This window comes from Methylosinus sp. Sm6 (genome assembly GCF_019802345.1).
Taxonomy (GTDB): domain Bacteria; phylum Pseudomonadota; class Alphaproteobacteria; order Rhizobiales; family Beijerinckiaceae; genus Methylosinus.
In genome coordinates this window covers 154,156-171,782 of sequence record NZ_JAINDZ010000004.1, presented here as the reverse complement: position 1 = coordinate 171,782, position 17,627 = coordinate 154,156, and the positions used below count along the sequence as shown (strand labels likewise).

The window sequence follows — 17,627 nt, the reverse complement described above, 5'->3', positions numbered from 1 at the left end:
AACGTCTCCTCATACGAGGCTGGCGATGAGACCTCAGCCAGAGCATTTCGACCAACCGCAGTGACGGCAGGTCAGACAGCCGTCGTTCTTGATGAGGCCCGGCTGGCTGCATTTCGGGCAGAGCGGGCCGAGCGTCCGCGCCAGCGGATGTTCGTCGGAAGCGTGCGCGACAATCGCTTCAGACGGAGCGAGAAATCCGATGTCGATCATGTGTCGCTCGATGATCGAGCCGAAGGCGGCGACGAGGGAGGGGACATAGCGCCCTTCGCTCCAATGCCCGCCGCGCGGGTCGAACACGGCCTTCAACTCTTCCGCGACGAATCCGACGTCGCCGCCGCGTCGGAACACCGCGCTTATCATGCGCGTCAGGGCGACGACCCAGGCGTAATGTTCCATCGACTTCGAATTGAGGAACACTTCATAGGGCCGCAGCCTCCCATCCTCTTCGATGTCGTTGATCGTCACGTAGAACGCATGCTCGCTTTCCGGCCAGCGCAGCTTATAGGTCGCGCCGGCGAGCTTCTCTTGGCGTGGCGTGATCGCCGGATGCGGCTGTTCCGGGGGAACGGTTGCTGCGGGCGTCGTCGTCGACAGGATGGAGCCGGTGATCTCATTCGGACGATAGGTCGTGCAGCCCTTGCAGCGGGAGCGATAGGCGTCCACGTAGATCGTCTTGAAGTCCTCGAACGAGATATCGGCCGGGCAATTCACCGTTTTGGAGATCGATGCGTCGACGTGGTCCTGAATCGCGGCCTGCATGCGAATGTGATCGGCGGGCGTCAGGGTCTGCGCGGTGACGAAATATTCCGGTAGTTCCGCGTCGACGCCGAATTTTTCGCGGTAGAGGCGTACGGCGTAGTCTTCGACCTCCTGCTCGCCGAACGAATTGTCGGGTTGGCGTGTCTTGCGGAGATAGGTGAGATCGAAGATCGGCTCGATTCCTGATGACACATTTTCGGCGAACAGCGAAATCGTCCCCGTCGGCGGGTCCGAGGTGAGCAGGGCGTTGCGAATGCCATTCTCGAAGATTCCGGCTTTGATGTCGCTGTCCAGATTGCGAACCGTCTCGCCGGCCAAATAGGCGTCGCGGTCGAAGAGCGGAAAGGCGCCCTTCTCTTTGGCGAGTCCGATCGACGCGATATAGGCGTGTCGATTGAGCAAGCGATTCCAGCGGGCCGCCATCGCGGCGGCCTCCGGCGTCCCATAGGTCAGCCGGCACATGGCCAGGGCGTCTGCGACGCCGGTGACGCCGAGACCGATGCGCCGCTTGGCCAGCGCTTCCTCACGCTGTTCGGGGAGCGCGAATTCCGACACATCGATCGTATTGTCCAGCATGCGCACGGCGACTGCGGCGAGGCGTGCGAGGCTGTCCTCGTCGAGGTGGGCGCGCTCCGTGAAGGGGTCGCGCACGAGCTTGGCGAGATTGATCGAGCCGAGGAGGCAGGCGCCATAGGGCGGCAGCGGTTGCTCGCCGCAGGGATTGGTGGCCGCGATCGTCTCGCAATAATAAAGATTGTTGCGGGCGTTGATGCGGTCGATGAAAATGACGCCGGGATCGGCGTAGTTGAAATTGGCGCGCATGATCTGGTCCCAGAGGTCGCGAGCCCAGATCGTGCGATACACCTCGCCGCCGAACACGAGTGGCCAATCCTTGTCTGCGTCGACCGCCGCCATGAAAGCGTCGGTGACGAGGACGGAGAGATTGAAGTTGCGCAAGCGCGTCTTGTCGCCCTTCACCGCGACGAAGGCCTCTATATCGGGATGATCGCAGCGCAGGACGCCCATCATGGCGCCGCGCCGCGTGCCGGCCGACATGATCGTGCCGCACATGGAATTCCACACATCCATAAACGACAAGGGGCCAGAGGCGTCAGCGCCGACCCCTTTGACGAGAGCGCCCTTCGGGCGGAGCGTCGAAAAATCATAGCCGATGCCGCCGCCGTACTGCATGGTGAGCGCGGCCTCACGAAGATGCGAGAAGATGGCGTCGAGATCGTCCTCGATCGTTCCCATGACAAAGCAGTTGAAGAGGGTCACTCGGCGCGAGACCCCTGCCCCGGCGAGGATGCGGCCGCCCGGCAAGAATTTGAAATCCTGCAGCGCCGAATCGAAGGCTCCCTCCCATTGCGCGGGATCGTTCTCGACGCTCGCGAGCGCGCGCGCGACGCGACGCCAGCTGTCTTCGACGGTCAGGTCGATCGGCTCTCCGGCGGGTGTTTTCAGCCTGTATTTTTCGTGCCAAATCTGTTGCGAGATCGCGGGCAGCGTCGCGCCTGTCCGGCGCGATGGGGTTGCGGATATCATATTCATGATTTGCTCCTCGAGCAGCGAATGGTTTTCTCCGATAAAACCCCGAAGACCGCCTCACGCCCGTCGGGGCAAGGGCGCGCGGAACGCGCGGGAGCCTCAGCGACAACCCCTTGTGGCGATGGGCGCGCAGGCGGCATATGTGTCTTCAATGATTTTCGGTTCTCGTTCCTTCTTGCGGCCTCGGCTCACGGCCGCCGCAAATGGCTCGGGAGCTTCCGCCAATCGACCGGTTGGCGTGGCGTGCCGCGGCGCCGCTCTGCATCGCGCAGGCGTCCTCTGACGCAGTGCTCCTCGGGTATGTCATCGACGTATAGAGACGGCGCTCCGAAGCCGCGTCGGAAAGCGCAGTAGGAGATGCTGACGCGGCGCATACCGCGCGTCAGCGCGACATAGGCCAGCCGGCGCTCCTCATCGGCGTCACGATTATAATCCGACGGAAACACCCCGGCCTCCCAGGCGGGAAGAAACACATGCGGGAATTCCAATCCCTTCGCCTTGTGCAGCGTCATCAGGCGTACGCGGTCGGTTTCGTCCTCGCCGGGGCGGCTGGTGGCGAGCGCCGCATGATCGAGGAGCTCGCGCGCCGTGTGGAACTCGCCGGCGAGCGAGATCAGCTCCTGCAGGTTTTCGAGCCGATCCTCCGAACTCTCGGCCTTGCTGTCACGCAGCATGGCGCGATAGCCGCTCGCGTCGAGCAGCAGCGAGATCTGATCGGCGAGCGTGTGCGAGCGATCCTCGCCGATGCGGCGCAGTTGGTCGGCGAACTGCAATCCGGCCGCGCGGCATTTCGTCGGTAGCTCGGCGGTGTCCAGGGCGCGCAGCAGCGAGACATTTCGAAACGAGGCCTCCGCCTCGACCGTCTCCATGGCCTTGGCGCCGAAGCCGCGGCGCGGCTCATTGATGACCCGGCGGAAGGCCTCGTCCGATTGGCGATCGTCGGGCGTCGCCGCGAGACGCAGAAGCGCGAGCGCGTCCTTGATCTCTGCGCGCTGATAGAAGCCGACGTCGCCGACGATCACATGCGGAATGCGGGCGCGCATCAAGGCTTCTTCGAAGCCGCGCGACAGGAAGGAGGCGCGATAAAGAATGGCGATATCTTGCCAACCCGTTCCCTCGGCGTGGCGGGCGAGGATCTCGTCGACGACGCCGGCGGCCTCGGCCTGGGCGTTGCGGTAGGCGACGATCTCGATCTTGTCGCCATGCTCCTTTCGTGTGTAGAGTGTCTTGCCGAGACGTTTCTGGTCCCGAGCGATGACCGCATTGGCCGCGGCGAGTATGTGTCCGGTCGATCGAAAGTTCTCTTCGAGCCGGACCTGCACAGCGCCGGGAAAGTCTTGGTGAAAGCGACGAATATACTCTATATCAGAGCCACGCCAACCGTAAATAGCCTGATCATCGTCGCCGACGCAGAAGACACGTCCATGCTCTGCCGCGAAAGACTTCAGCCAACTGTATTGAGCGAAATTGACGTCCTGATATTCGTCCGCGGCGAGCCAATCGAAGCGCGACGCCCAGCGCGCGCGATAGGCGTCGTCCTTGCGCATGGCGAGGGTCGGCCACAATAGCAAGTCGCCGAAATCCGCGGCGTTCGCCTTGCGCAGGGCGCGCTGATAATCGGCGTAGACGCGCGCGGCGGCGCGCAGTGTATGGGGATCGACCGGCTCGCGAGAACGATCGCTTTTGGCGATCTTGGCTTCGACCCAGGCGGCGGCGCCGGCCGGCGTGATCAGATTGTCTTTGAACTTCGCGATGCGGTTGCACATAATCTTCAACGGATCGCGTGCATTGGCGTCGCCGCTCTCCTCGCCATCGAGGCCTTGCGCCTTCATGACGCGCTTGACGAAGCGGCGGCTGTCGTCGGCGTCGACAATGTCGAAATTCGGCCGTAGCGCGGCGATCTCCGGCGCGTCGCGGAGCTGACGGGCGGCGAGCCCGTGATAGGTGCCGAGCCAGGAGGGGGCCGCCAGGCCGTCGAGCGCGGCGCGGATGCGCGACGCCATTTCGGCGGCGGCCTTGTTGGTGAAGGTGACGGCGAGGATGCGCGAAGCGGGAATGCGCTCGACGGCGATACGATGCACGACGGCGGCGGTGAGCGTCGAGGTTTTTCCGGTTCCGGCTCCCGCGAGGACGAGGATCGGCCCGAAATGCGCGGCGGCCTGCGCTTGGGCGGGCGTGAGCGTCGCTGCCGTCTTGTCAAAAGCGTCGGCGGGCGGCTGCGGCTCCGAGGGTTCGTCGAAGCAAGGCTCGTATCGGTCCCACTCCTCCATGCCGGCGAGCGGGTCGATGTCAGAGTATCTCGACATGGCAGTTCGCTCCATTGCAGCGGATGAGTTCTCCGCGTTGTGTGTCGACAGTGGTGAAGACGACGAAGTGATCGTCGAAGTAGAAGGCGCCCGTGTCGTTGCGTTCGCCGTCGACGACGACGCCCTCGACGATTTGCGAACCGTCGTCGGCTTCGACCTGGACGAGCGTGTCCAGGCCCCGTTTGCCGGTCGGGATGTGTCGGCAACGACGGCGCGTCGCCTCGGGCAGATGGGAGAAGGCTTCGGCCAGTTGCGCGAGCGTGTGGTCGATGGCGATATCGTCGAGGGTGTCGGTGACGTCGATCGCGTCGCCGAGCTCACCGAGCCTTTGAAGGAAGAGTGCGCTGGCGAGCTTCGGCGGCCACGGCTCCCAGGGCGACATGCCGGGCGGCAAGGGCAAGGGATCCTCGTCGAGCGGCTCGAGCGTAATCTGCAGGCTCGCTCTTATGTCGTCTCGGCTCCAGCCGACGACATGATAGGCTTCATTCGCCGCCGCCTGACGATCGGCACGCTTATGGAGGGCGTAGCTCTCGTCGGACCACGGCGGCAGACCGTAGCGTCGATCGACCGCTTGTTGCAGGCGCCGATCGAGCCGTGCGAAGCCCTCGCCGAGATGCGGCTTCAAAGGCATGAGCACATCGAATCCGACCACCCCCTCGGTCGCATCGTGCAATAGCTCGCGCAGAGACTCACGGGGGGTGAGCTTTCCTTCGCGTTCGCGCAAAGCCAGAACGGCGAGGCTATGCTGGGCGACGCTGAGCGGCAGGTCCCATGCCGAATGTCCTCCCCAGCGATAGGCGCGCGACAGCCCGATCGCGAGATCCTCGTCGGTCCAGGCATCCGGCTTCGGATCGAGCAGGTCGAGCCGACCGCCCGATTTGAGCAACATCCAGGCGCGATGTGATGTCATGGTTTCGTCCTTTCTCGTTGGTCGAGCATGTCGTTCCAGTCGCTGTCCTCGACGGGCGGCCGTAATCGCTCGAAAGCGACGCCGGCGGCCGCGGCGATCTCTCGATGGCGCGCCGCGTAGCGGTCGCCCGCGGGATTGGCGTCGGTGGCGCTGCAGAAGCGCGAGTCCGGGATGTGCGCGAGGCGAGCGACGATCGCCTCGATCTCAGAGATCGTTTTCTGACCCATGCCGCCGCCGGTCGCCGCATACAGCGTGTCGGCGCGAATGTTCTCCAAGGCGGCAAGGCTGAGCGCGTCGATCGGCGCCTCGGCGAGGGCGAAGCGCGTCGGCGGCTCCGAACCGCCGGGCAAGCGGAACAGGATCTTGTCGCCGCCTCGCACCGATCCTTTGAAATCCGGTCCGCGGATTTCGATATGGGTGACGGTTCCCCGGTCGTCGTGATGGGCGAACCAGGCGCTTCCGTATGGCCCTTCTCTCACGACGTCGGCGGCGCGAGCCGTCTCCAGGACGCTCGGAGGAAGGCGGCGCTCGTCGGTAAGATATCGCCAGACCGGCGATCCGCGCCGAAGCCGGGAGCGGCGCGCCCATCTGATCGGGAGCGGGCGATCGGGAGAGCGTCCCCTTTCAATGTCGGCGGCAGGAATAGTTGGCTGTATCCCGGTGAACCGGCGGAGCACCTTGCGGACCTCGCCGAAATTCAGGCGGGGTTCGAGATGCTGCACGAGATCGAAGACGTCGCCCTTCGCGTCGCTCTGGGGATCCCACCAGCCGCGGCCCTCGTGGTTGACGATCAGGATTTCTCCCCGTCCGCGGCGATATTTGAGGCAATGCTTCGTGCTCTCTCGGCGGTCGAGCCGCCACGGCGGCGTCGATCGCTCCAGCAGCGCGGCGCAGTTCGTGCGCGCGCGCAAGATTTCGATCTCCTCGTCATGTCTCATGGTCTCTCGGCGCTCCCTTCGGGTTTCACGGGAAGGGCCGGAGACTTCGAATCCTCCTTTTCCTTTCCCAAAACGCCGTCGGCAGACCGCGAGGCGGCCGCGCCGCAAGGGCGCGCGGAACGCGCGGGAGCTCGGCGACGAACCCTTGTCGGCGTGGGCGGCGCTAGCGGTAGCCATCTTCCCTCTTCCTTTGCTCCAGATTCCCATTCGTGATTCACTTGTGTGCGAATGCGAAGCGGGCGGGCGTGGAGGGCCGGCATGGCGGCGATGGACGAGATCGCGATCCTGTTGCAGGGCCGCAATGCGGAGGCGAACCGCCACCGGGCTTGGCGCGTCGAAGCCGGGCGCGATCTGTTCGGAAAATGGATGGTGCGCGTGTCCTTCGGCCGGATCGGCTGCCGGGGGCGGACATTCGCGCGAGAATTCGCGTCGGAGGACGATGCCTGCGCTTACGTGCGCGACGGCCTACGCCGTCGGAAAGGCGCCGTTCGGCGCTGCGGCGTCGAGTATCGCGTCATCGACGCGTCGCCGGCGGCGCTGCCTTTGCTGGCGACGCTCAGAATATCGAGCGACCCGATGAAATTCGAAGCGGCGGGGCCTCGCCGTGAAGCCTGAACGGCCCTCGGACGCCGCCGCGTCGCGGGAAACGCTCGTCGGCTCGGTCGAACGTGTGACTTTTCACAATGAAGAGAATGGGTTCGCCGTTCTGAAGGTCAAAGCGCGCGGCAAGCGCGACCTCGTGCCGGTCGTCGGCCACGCCGCTTCGATCTCGGCCGGCGAATATATTCACGCTGTCGGCGTCTGGGTCGCCGATCGCACTCATGGTGTTCAATTCAAAGCGGATTTTCTGAAGACCACGCCTCCGACGACGGCGGAAGGCATCGAAAAATATCTGGGCTCCGGCATGGTCCGGGGCATCGGCCCCAAGCTCGCCGCGAGAATTGTCGCCGCATTCGGCGTGGCGACCTTCGAAACCATCGAAGCGACCCCGGAAAAGCTGAAAGAGGTGTCCGGAATCGGGGAGTTTCGCGCCAATAAGATCGCCTCCGGCTGGGCCGAGCAGAAGGCCGTCCGCGACATTATGGTGTTCCTGCACTCGCATGGCGTCGGGACGTCACGCGCCGCGCGCATCTTCAAGACCTATGGGTTCGACGCCATTCGGGTCATGACCGAGGACCCGTATCGGCTCGCCCGCGATATTCACGGAATCGGCTTTCGGACTGCCGACGCTATGGCCATGAAGATGGGCGTCACTAAAGAAGCGCCGCAGCGCGTGCGCGCCGGAGTGTCGTTCGCGCTGCAGGAGGCGACTGACGACGGTCACTGCGGCCTACCGGTCGAGAGCCTGCTCACGCTCGCAGTCAAGCTGCTCGACGTCGACAAGGCGATCGTGCGGACGGCGCTCGATCACGGGCTCGCCGGCGCGGAAGTCGTCGGCGACACGATCGGCGGGGAGCCCTGCATCTTCTTGCGTGGGCTTCATACCGCCGAGCGCGGCGTCGCCGAACGGCTGCGGGCGTTGGCCGACGGCGCGCCGCCCTGGCCGGCGATCGACGTGGTAAAGGCCGCGCCGTGGGTCGAAAAGCGGACGGGAAAGACCCTGGCGCCGTCGCAGCGCGCGGCGATCGAGATGGCGCTCCGATCCAAAGTGGCGGTGATCACCGGCGGCCCCGGCGTCGGCAAGACGACTCTTCTCGACGCCGTCTTGCGCATATTGGTCGCCAAGGGAGTGAAAATTCTGCTCGCCGCGCCGACCGGCCGCGCCGCCAAGCGCATGGCCGAACAGACCAGAATAGAGGCGAAGACCATCCACCGTCTGTTGGAGATCGATCCCAAGACCGGCGGATTTCGGCGGGGTCCGGACAATCCGCTCGACTGCGACCTGCTCGTCATCGACGAAACCAGCATGGTGGACACTTCGCTGATGTACGCGCTCGTCAAGGCGATCCCAACGCCATCAGCGCTCCTGCTGGTGGGAGACGTCGATCAGCTGCCCTCCGTCGGACCGGGGCAAGTGCTGGCGGATATTATCGAATCCGGAGCGATACACGTAGCGCGTTTGACCGAAGTGTTTCGGCAGGCGGCTGAGAGCCGCATCATCGTCAACGCCCACAAGATCAATCGCGGTGAATTGCCGGAACTGCCGCGGCGCGGTGAGGATTCGGATTTCTGGTTCGTCGACGCCGCAGATCCAGAGAAGGGCGCGGCCAAAGTCGTCGAAATCGTTCGTGACCGAATTCAGCGGCGTTTCGGTCTCGACCCTATCCGCGACATTCAGGTGCTCTGTCCGATGCAGCGAGGCGCGCTCGGGGCGCGAGCACTCAATGTCGAGCTGCAGAAGGCCCTCAATCCCGACCCGCCGGCGAAGGTGGAAAAGTTCGGCTCGATCTTCGCGCCGGGCGACAAGGTCATGCAGACCGAGAATGATTACGATCGCGACGTGTTCAATGGCGACCTCGGAACCGTCGTGCGCATCGACGAGGTCGAGGGCGCGCTCGTCGCGAGCTTCGACGGCCGCGAAGTGGAATATCCGTTCGGCGAGCTCGACGCCTTGGTCCCGGCCTATGCGACGACGATCCACAAGTCGCAGGGCTCGGAATATCCCGCAGTCATCATCACGCTGGCCACCCAGCATTACACCATGCTGGCGCGCAATCTCCTCTACACGGCGGTCACGCGCGGCAAGCGTCTAGTCGTCATCGTCGGTCAGCGCCAGGCGCTGGCGATGGCCGTGAGACGCGGCTCCGGCAGAGAGAGATGGACGAAGCTCCGCGAGTGGTTGGCGCGCTGATGCGATGCGACGCGTTGAAACTCGGAACGCCTTCTGTTCGATGTGCCAGAAGTGGCATTTCCCCGCACGCATCTAGACATGCGGGCGGCAGGGGAGCAGGCTGAAATTACCCGATGGGACGTCCAGGCATTCTGGCATCCTACAATGGCACCGCCATGCGCGCGGTCATTCACAACATCATTCTCGCATCTCCTCTTCGTGAAGGGCGGCGACAGTGATGCTCGCGGACAATGTGGTTGCAACTCTCGCCGATGCGCGAAAGTTGATGGAGTATATGGAAACTGGGTTTGGCATGTATTACGATGAGTTTGACAACCATTAATGTAAGCCTTGAGTGCTTTGACCGCCGTAAAGTACACGAGTATTAATGCAAATATTCCGACACCGATATGACGTAGAATGCACGAGACGGAGCCGGTATATTTGGTTTTATGCGAGATCTGGCGAAGTCGGTTCTTGAGCGCATCGAGGCGCGGCCTGCTGAGACCCTCCACGCGGCAGTCGGCGAAGCGCTGCGAAGCCCCACGCCATCTGAATGTTCGAACTATTTTGCCGCATGCGGCACGATGCAACTTGATCGGATTCTGCTTGCCTCGTCGAGGTGGGTTTGGTCTGCGGCGTTGTTATGGGTACACGCGCTCGGTTTTTGACCGCTGCCGAGCGCAGAATTTCTAAGCTAAAGGACGTCGATCGGCGTCAAGACCCCGCACTGATTCAAATACGGCATCGCAGCAAGGGAGCGCTCTCCGGGGAACAAGTCATCGAAATTTGGCTTGTATTGCGTCGCTTTACAGGGCACAAAAATAGCGGACGAATCGGATAATGCACATGGCCCGCACCCACATTAAAGACCCCGCCCATCCGGGCGGATTCGTGAAATCCGAAATCATCGAAGCCCGCGGGCTATCGGTGACAGATGCCGCGCACGTGCTCGGCGTCACACGGCCGGCATTATCGAAGCTCCTGAACGAGCGCGCGCACCTTTCTCCTGAAATGGCGCTCCGGATCGAAAAAGCCTTCGGCGTCTCGATGGAAACGCTGATGCGGATGCAGAGCAGCTTTGACATCGCCGAGGTCCGGAAGCGGGAGGCGGAGATCATCGTTGCGCCTTTCAAGGACAAGCCTGCCCCCCAACCAGCGCTGGCCTGAACACAGAAGTTTTTCGAGGAAATGATGGCGCTTAAGATCGAGAAGAAGCCGCCTGGCACCCCCGCGGCAATCCCATCGGCCCCGGCTGTCGATCCCCTAGAGCTGCTGGACCGCGACGAGCTGATCCAAGCCGTCCGCGCAATGCAAGGCAATGGCGTTGCGCTCAGCTTCAGCGGCAAGCGAGCTGCCATGGAAATTGCCAAGCGGGTGCGTCCTCGCGTCACCCGGCGCATAACCGAACTGCACGTCGGCTCGGCCGAGGAGCAGTCGCGGAATACTCTTATAGAAGGCGAAAATCTGCAGGCGCTTGCGACTCTCTACCAGCATCGCGGGCAAGTGGATCTGATCGTAACCGACCCGCCCTACAATACGGGTAACGACTTTCGCTACAATGATCGCTGGGACAGCGATCCGAACGATCCGGATTTGGGGCCTCTCGTCTCGCTGGAGGACGGTGCGCGCCATACGAAATGGATGCGGTTCATGTGGCCGCGCCTTCAAATGATGAAGGCGATGCTGAAGCCGAGCGGCGTACTGGCGATCTGCATCGATCACCGGGAGCTTTTCAGGCTCGGCACAATGCTCGATGAGATTTTCACCGAGGAAAATCGCATCGCAATCATCAATTGGCAGAAGAACTATGCGCCCAAGAACAATGTCGGCAAGCGCGCGCACGTATCCACGGCAACGGAATACACTCTGGTCTATGCCAACAATATCGATGTGGCGAAGACACGGCTGCTTGATCGCACCGAGCGTATGAATGCTCGCTATGAGTCCATCGATGGTGATCCCGAGCCTTGGTCGCCCGGCGATCTAAGCGGTCCCGGCGCAGACACCCATGCCGGCCAAGTTTATGCGATTCAATCGCCATTCTCCGGCGACATGATGTATCCGCCCGACGGCCGTTGCTGGGCGGCCGAGCGAGCGCGCGTAAAGTCCATGCTCGAAGCCTGGGGCTCAACCTACGTGTCGAAGGACCTCAAGGACGGGAAGGCTCCGGCTTTGGCAATCCAAGGCTCCTTGGCAACAGCAAAAAAGAAAGCGGAAGCCATCCTGAAAAAGGGAACCTGGCCGGTCGGCTATTGGCGTGACGGCGGCTATGGGGCTTTCCGTCTGAAAAAATACCTGAAAGATGTCCGCCGCGGCGTCATCCCCATGACCTATTGGGCCGATGAAGAATACGACTCGCCGGAGATCTTAGGCGCGACGTCGTGGAACCATGAAGAGTCCGGTCATAGCCAGACTGGCGTCAATGAGCTGAATGCCATTGTTGGCCGCGGGCACAGCTTTGAGACGGTGAAGCCGCTCAAGCTATTTTCCAAGATCATTCAGATTTGGTGCCCGCCGAAGGGACTGGTGCTCGATCCCTTCGCGGGGTCCGGCACAACAGGCCACGCGGTGCTCTCGATGAATGCGGCTTCAGGTTCCGAGCGGCGGTTCATCCTGGTGGAGCAGGGCCGCCCTGAACGCGGTGACAGCTATGCCCGGTCTCTCACTGCGGATCGCTTGCGACGGGTGATCGAGGGCGATTGGGCAAACCAGAAGGGAACGCCCCTCGGCGGCGGCTTCGAGTTCCGGGCCCTTACGCGGCAGATCGATGCCAAGGCCGTTCTCTCGATGAAGAAGGACGAGCTGATCGATGTGGTTATCACCTCGCATTGGGAAATGGGCCGGCGCAACAGCCCGACGCTCATTCGTCTCGACGATCCTAAATTCACCTACCTGGTCGGCCGCAACGAGCAAGGAGAGGGGTATTTCATCATCTGGAACAATGGAGGGCCGGTGGGCCAGCTCGACCGCGATAGCTACAGGATCGTGCTCAAAGACGCGGAGAAGGCGGGACTCAAGCCGCCATTCCATGTCTATGCCCGCTATGAGGTTTACCAGTCCCGCAACGTCCAGTTCTGGAAGATCCCCGACAAGATTTTGGCGCACCTCGGGCTGAACGAAAATAGCGACCCCTTCAACGATGATGAGGCTCGCGCTTAATGGATTTGCTGCCATTTCAGGCCGATGCCTCCAGCCAAATCGCCGACCGATTTCTTGCCTATATGGAGGACCCGCTTACGGTGCGGCGCACCCAGATCGTGCCGTTCTATCAAAACCTGTCCTCGATCACGGGAAGCGGGAAAACCCTCATTCTCGCCGATACGGTCGAGCAAATTCGCAGCCATCTTCCTTTGGAGCCGATCGTGTTGTGGCTGTCGAAGGGCCGGGTGGTGGTCTGGCAGACCTATGCCAATCTCTCGACCGGCAAATACTCCGGCCTCGTCGGGGGGTTCAACGTCAAGCCGCTTCTCGAATGCCGGCCAGCCGACGTGGAAAGCGGTGATAGTGGCCTGCTTCTCGTCGCCACCGTGGGGAAATTCAATCAGCGCGACAAGGAAGAGGGCGATCGGAAGATTTTCCGCGTACAGCTCGATGTAGCCGATCGGTCTTTGTGGGATCTTCTGAAAGCGCGAAAGGACACTGCTGGCAGACGCCGGCAGCTTATCGTCGTCTATGACGAAGGACACAATCTGTCGGACCTACAGACCCAGCTCCTCCTTGAACTGCAACCGGATGCGTTGATCGCCGCAAGCGCCACTATGCGAATCCCGGAAGCGCTGGCCGGGACCATTGGCCGCCTTCGGCATGACAAAGAGTGGACGGACGCGGATTTCGTCACGACCGTTCGCAGCTCGGAGGTCGTTGCTTCCGGCCTAGTGAAGAAGCACATCCTTCTCGGCGGCTACGTGACGCCGATGGAAAGCGCCGTCGACGACATGCTGGCCGAAATGAAGGCGGCGGAGCAAGCGGCGGCCGCTCTGGGCCTGCCGTTCCGGCCGAAAGCAATCTATGTCAGCACGACGAATGCCGCTGATGGCGTATCTGTGCGCGACGACGTAGAGCGCCCCTTCCGGGATCGGCAAGCGCGGCCGATCCTGATCTGGCGGCATCTTGTCGAGCATGCCGGCGTCGATCCCCGCACGATCGCGATCTATTGCGATCTCAAGTTCGATTCGAAGCTTCCACCACCGTCCAGCTTCAACCTGTTTTCCAAAGGAGACAGCGATTACGACGATTTCATCGCCGGCAAGTTCAAGCACGTCATTTTCAATCTTAGCTTGCAGGAAGGATGGGACGATCCCGAATGTGCTTTCGCCTATATCGATAAGGATATGGGCTCGGCCGACCAGGTAACGCAGGTTGTCGGTCGGGTCCTTCGTCAGCCCGGCGCGCAGCACTATCCGTCGCCCATCTTGAATACGGCACACTTCTACATCCGGACCGACGAGAAGGGCGTTTTCGAGGCGATACTGGCCGACGTGAAGCGAAAGCTCGCGGCCGATAGCCCCGAAATCTCCCTCACGGTCCGCAGAAGCACGGGCAGCGGCAGCCGTCCATACCTGGAGGCGTTGAAATCCAGGACGCTGCCGACCGTCTCGATCGACAGCACTCACGCCAGCGCGCCGATCAAGGCCGTCGTCGATGCGATCCAGGATTACTCCGGCGGCGGCGTGAACACTGTGGGGAAGGGCGGCCGCATTCAGGTCCTGCAGACGATCGGCAGCGGCGAGAGCGCGGTCGAGGAATGGGTGGAATTTTCGCATAGCAACTCGGTAACAGCCCGCTGGATCATGCGGCGGGAAGTGCAGCGCCTGTTCCCTAGCCATGGTGATCGCCAGCGCAACCCGATCAATCTCTGCGACATCGAGCATCCCAAATTCGATGCCCGCGTCGAATATAACAGCTTGGCCGCGGATCATATTCGGGAGCAGGCCCGGAAGGTCGTCGAGGCCTATATCGAGCATTCTGCAATCGTACAAAACGCTCTCGATAATCCCTATGAAGTGGGCTCGGTGCCGGTCGACGAGAAGAAAATCGTCAAGTTCAGCAACGCCCTGCACGAGGGCTATAGCGATCTCAACGGTTTCGAGCGGCCCTTCGCCGAAGCCCTCGATAAGACCCGCCGTGTGTGGTGCCGGAATCCTTCGCAGGGTGGATTTGGCATTCCACTCCTCGATCGTGGCAATACACGAACCTTCAATCCCGACTTCCTAGTTTGGGCGGATAAGACGATCGCCGCAATCGACACAAAGGGCGATCACCTCATCACCGAAGATGCGGGGCGAAAGCTCTTCTTCATCGAAAAGATCGAAGAGGGACCGGAACTCGTCATTCGATTGGTTACGATGGGCGAATGGGAGGTCGCGGCCAATGGTGTCTATGGCAAGCGCAGTGGGTCGACCGGACACACCGTATGGGTGCTGAAGCAGGGGAAGCCCTTTCCAACGCATTGCAAAAACGCAACTGACGCAGTTCATCTCTGCCTCCGAAGTTAATCGTGACCCCGCCTCCAGTTCGGCGATGATCTTGCTGGTGATTTGGTCATCCAGCCGACCACAAGAGCCGCCGTGGCGTCGCGAACCCGCTCGCCCGAATGCCGCTCGGGCAGCTCGGAGAGTATCTCCGCCCGACGTTGCGCCGCCTCGCACTCTCGCGGGTCGATGTTATCAAAATCATGGACAGTCTGGCCGTGTCGCAGCAATCCGGTTCCACAAATTACGAATCAAACTCGACGCCAATCCCAGGAATTGGGCATCAATCCTGCAATTGTGCAACAGGAAAGTCCCTTAATTTCAATGCGCTGGAGTCCCAAAAATTGCGACAATCTGACACGGATGTCGGACTGTCGGGGGATATTGAGACTGGGCATACTGGTTGTTTAAACTGTTTAAACAATTGAGTTGGAGTGAGCGCAGTAGCAGTCGTTCGGGACAAGAGATGACGATTCGAAAAAGACAGGGAAACCGCCCCGATCGCCGGATCGCAGCAGCAGGCTTTGCCGACTGCGCTACGAAAGAGAAGTTGGTCGAGCGGCTCCGTTATGTCGGATCGAGCAACCATAAACTTCATCCGGGGAATTATGGATTTGCCCCTCCGCAAAATCCTCGCCCTTCAAAATCGCCTTGTGACGAAATTCGTGCGATGTTGTTGGAGGAGGCGGTCGAATTGTTCCGCTCGGGGATAAGGCATGGAATGTTCAGCGAGTTTTCCGCTGGCGGCGTGCCTAAGTATGTCTGGGCGGTTGATGACGCCGGGGTGGCCTATGAGGCAAAGACTCGCCCGGAGCGCGAGACGGACTATCATGGATATCGTCTCGGCGAAGATGACCGGCCTATGCGCGAATATGTTCGCAAAGAATGGAAACTGCGATGTCGATGACCCTGGAAATGGCGCTTGCCCCGGAACGTCTCGGCGAGGGATCTCCCGAAGAACGCGCGGCATTCGGCCTTTTCACGATCCGCAGCGCTCATGGATTCCTCACCGAAGGGTTCGATACTTTTATCAACGGCTACCGGTCGGGACCGCTCGTTTCCGGCTACCATGTGGCCGAGTGGCTCGCCTGGAACTGGTGGCGTTTGAGGTGGGAGCCCCGATCAACCGTGCCAGGCTGGGATAACGCCCACCGAATGACAGCCATCGGTGAAGGCTATGTCTGGCCCAATGTGACCATTTTCTCGGACGGTTTACGAACGGCCTTGCTTTCGGCGCCTTCCTCTCGCTCCGAGGCAAAACCCTTTCGGTATGTCGGAGCCCTGCCCACGGTGATTCCGTCGACCGCCTTCGAGGCGGCTAGCGATGCGTTCATCTTGCAGATTCTGGGACGTCTCAAGGCGGAAGGCATCAAGGACTCCAATCTGTCTCGCCTGTGGGACGACCTCTCCGCCGAGCGAAACAACCCGTACATCGCCAAGCGCCGCAAGCTCGAAGCCTACCTCGGACGCGACCCGGACGCTGTCGAAGACGATGCCGTCGAACGACTCGTCGCCGACGCTGCGGCGATGGGCGATACCGCCGTAGAGGAGATCGCGGCGGACAGCCGCGCCGAGAAAATATTCACTGCTGCCGATATTCGCGATCTGGCCGGAAGATACGGACATCATGGATCGCCGCGAGACGCCGTGAGACTAGATTCCGCGCACAAAGTCCCGCGGGGAGCGGACACCGCGGCATGGTTCCTGGGCGCCCGGCTTGCGCAAGAGCTCCGCGCACAAGAGAAGCTGGGAGCTACAGCTATTTCGGATCGGCGCCTGGCCGAGCTTGCTGGAACCAAGGTTACGGCATTAACCGCGAAAGATGACGGGCGAAGCGCCAAACTGTCTTTCGTTTTGGACGAAGGCGCTATGGATTCCCGGATCGTTCTGTGGTCGGTTCGGCGAACGAGCCGGCGGTTCAATCTTGCCCGGTTGATCGGCGACAGACTAATCGACGCCAGCGGCACGCTGCATCCCGCGACGCGAGCATCAACATACCGCCAGAAGGCGCAGCGAGCTTTTGCGGCGGAATTGCTCAGTCCCTTCGACGCCGTGGACGAGTTTCTGGCCGGCGACTATTCGGCGGAAAAGCAGGACGATGCGGCCGGAGTTTTCAACGTGTCGGAGATGACGATCAATTCCCTACTGAAAAACAACGGCCGCATCCCCCGCGACGACAGAGACTTCGAATTCGAAAATCCATCGGCCTGAAAGTCCGCTGTCCCTGTTGTCGCGTTGCCCTTAACTGCGCGAACACAAACACTAAATATATCATCCTACTAACAGAAATCTCGATTGCCCCTTATTCGAGAAATTGCTCTTAGAGGCACCACGGATTCGACGCTTTATTGCTCCTAGTCTTTGCCAAGTTGCACGGTTTCACCGGATCGGGAACGGCTCCGGAATCAGCCGTCCTCCAGACGAAAGGCGTCCGTGAACCACTGCCTCCAGACCGTGTCCATCTCCTCGCAACAGCGCGACGTCGAATGGGCGTAGACTTTCGGGGTGGAAAGCGGATGCTCGACTGGGCTCCAGACTTCACAGACCATGAAGGCATGGCGCGGCCGCTCAAGCTTTAGGAAGCCGATGTCGCCAATGATGGTGTCGGAAAGGTCGATCTTCTTGACATTGTCGAACGCCGCCGAGAGCCTGTTCAACTCGTCGACGAGGTCGACATTGCGGACCGCCAGTCCTTTGGGACAGAGCGGGGCCGCGCTGCTCGGGTCCCTAATGGTTATGCCGCCGGCGTCCAGGCAGTGGGCGAGGAAATGCGCGCAGTCCGATTTGTTGCCGCCCTGCAAATAGACGCCGCAGGCGTTTGATTGCTGACCACACCATTGTCTGGCGTAGCCGATCGCTTTCATGTTGTCGTAGGCGTGGCGGGCCATGATAGGGTCTCCGGGAGCGGGTTGCCGAGGGACT

General features: G+C 61.5%; 12 protein-coding genes and 1 pseudogene. 8 read left to right on the top strand and 5 right to left on the bottom strand.

What is annotated here, in order from left to right; genetic code table 11:
* Positions 1-33: 33 nt before the first annotated feature.
* The 4 genes from K3F48_RS04695 to K3F48_RS04680 all read right to left on the bottom strand — a co-directional run bounded on the left by K3F48_RS04695 (position 34) and on the right by K3F48_RS04680 (position 6,461).
* Entirely contained in the window at positions 34-2,310 is a 2,277-nt protein-coding gene (locus K3F48_RS04695; RefSeq protein WP_255608293.1) for an adenosylcobalamin-dependent ribonucleoside-diphosphate reductase, read from the bottom strand.
* A gap of 185 nt (positions 2,311-2,495) precedes the next feature.
* The gene (locus tag K3F48_RS04690) at positions 2,496-4,613 is read right to left on the bottom strand and encodes an ATP-dependent helicase (protein WP_255608291.1); all 2,118 of its coding nucleotides are present in this window, start codon (positions 4,611-4,613) and stop codon (positions 2,496-2,498) included.
* Positions 4,597-5,523 carry a hypothetical protein gene (locus tag K3F48_RS04685; protein ID WP_222574255.1) on the bottom strand — a complete coding sequence of 309 codons (927 nt, stop codon included), beginning with the start codon at positions 5,521-5,523 and terminating at the stop codon, positions 4,597-4,599. Before K3F48_RS04685 ends, K3F48_RS04690 begins: the two co-directional genes overlap by 17 nt.
* Entirely contained in the window at positions 5,520-6,461 is a 942-nt protein-coding gene (locus K3F48_RS04680; RefSeq protein ID WP_222574254.1) for a DUF3991 and TOPRIM domain-containing protein, read from the bottom strand. Before K3F48_RS04680 ends, K3F48_RS04685 begins: the two co-directional genes overlap by 4 nt.
* A 258-nt stretch (positions 6,462-6,719) precedes the next feature.
* On the opposite strand from K3F48_RS04680, the gene K3F48_RS04675 reads away from it, so the two are divergent.
* The 8 genes and pseudogenes from K3F48_RS04675 to K3F48_RS04645 all read left to right on the top strand — a co-directional run bounded on the left by K3F48_RS04675 (position 6,720) and on the right by K3F48_RS04645 (position 16,916).
* The gene (locus K3F48_RS04675) at positions 6,720-7,076 is read left to right on the top strand and encodes a WGR domain-containing protein (protein ID WP_222574253.1); all 357 of its coding nucleotides are present in this window, start codon (positions 6,720-6,722) and stop codon (positions 7,074-7,076) included.
* Positions 7,066-9,252, top strand: coding sequence for an ATP-dependent RecD-like DNA helicase (locus tag K3F48_RS04670; RefSeq protein ID WP_222574252.1), 2,187 nt, complete (start codon positions 7,066-7,068; stop codon positions 9,250-9,252). Before K3F48_RS04675 ends, K3F48_RS04670 begins: the two co-directional genes overlap by 11 nt.
* Positions 9,253-9,698: 446 nt before the next feature.
* A pseudogene (locus K3F48_RS24180) lies at positions 9,699-9,815 on the top strand (IS630 family transposase); the annotation flags it as partial.
* 265 nt (positions 9,816-10,080) lie between these two features.
* Positions 10,081-10,401, top strand: coding sequence for a HigA family addiction module antitoxin (locus K3F48_RS04665; RefSeq protein WP_222574251.1), 321 nt, complete (start codon positions 10,081-10,083; stop codon positions 10,399-10,401).
* Positions 10,402-10,422: 21 nt separating this feature from the next.
* Positions 10,423-12,393: a site-specific DNA-methyltransferase gene (locus K3F48_RS04660; RefSeq protein WP_255608288.1), complete on the top strand. Its 1,971-nt coding sequence runs from the start codon at positions 10,423-10,425 to the stop codon at positions 12,391-12,393.
* Positions 12,393-14,729: a DEAD/DEAH box helicase family protein gene (locus K3F48_RS04655; protein ID WP_222574250.1), complete on the top strand. Its 2,337-nt coding sequence runs from the start codon at positions 12,393-12,395 to the stop codon at positions 14,727-14,729. The genes K3F48_RS04660 and K3F48_RS04655 overlap by 1 nt, the downstream gene beginning before the upstream one ends.
* Before the next feature lie 442 nt (positions 14,730-15,171).
* Positions 15,172-15,612, top strand: coding sequence for a hypothetical protein (locus K3F48_RS04650; RefSeq protein ID WP_222574249.1), 441 nt, complete (start codon positions 15,172-15,174; stop codon positions 15,610-15,612).
* Positions 15,603-16,916 carry a hypothetical protein gene (locus K3F48_RS04645; protein ID WP_222574248.1) on the top strand — a complete coding sequence of 438 codons (1,314 nt, stop codon included), beginning with the start codon at positions 15,603-15,605 and terminating at the stop codon, positions 16,914-16,916. The genes K3F48_RS04650 and K3F48_RS04645 overlap by 10 nt, the downstream gene beginning before the upstream one ends.
* Positions 16,917-17,110: 194 nt before the next feature.
* Here K3F48_RS04645 and K3F48_RS04640 read toward each other — a convergent pair whose 3' ends face one another.
* Entirely contained in the window at positions 17,111-17,593 is a 483-nt protein-coding gene (locus K3F48_RS04640; RefSeq protein WP_222574247.1) for an amidase domain-containing protein, read from the bottom strand.
* Between the last annotated feature and the right edge of the window lie 34 nt (positions 17,594-17,627).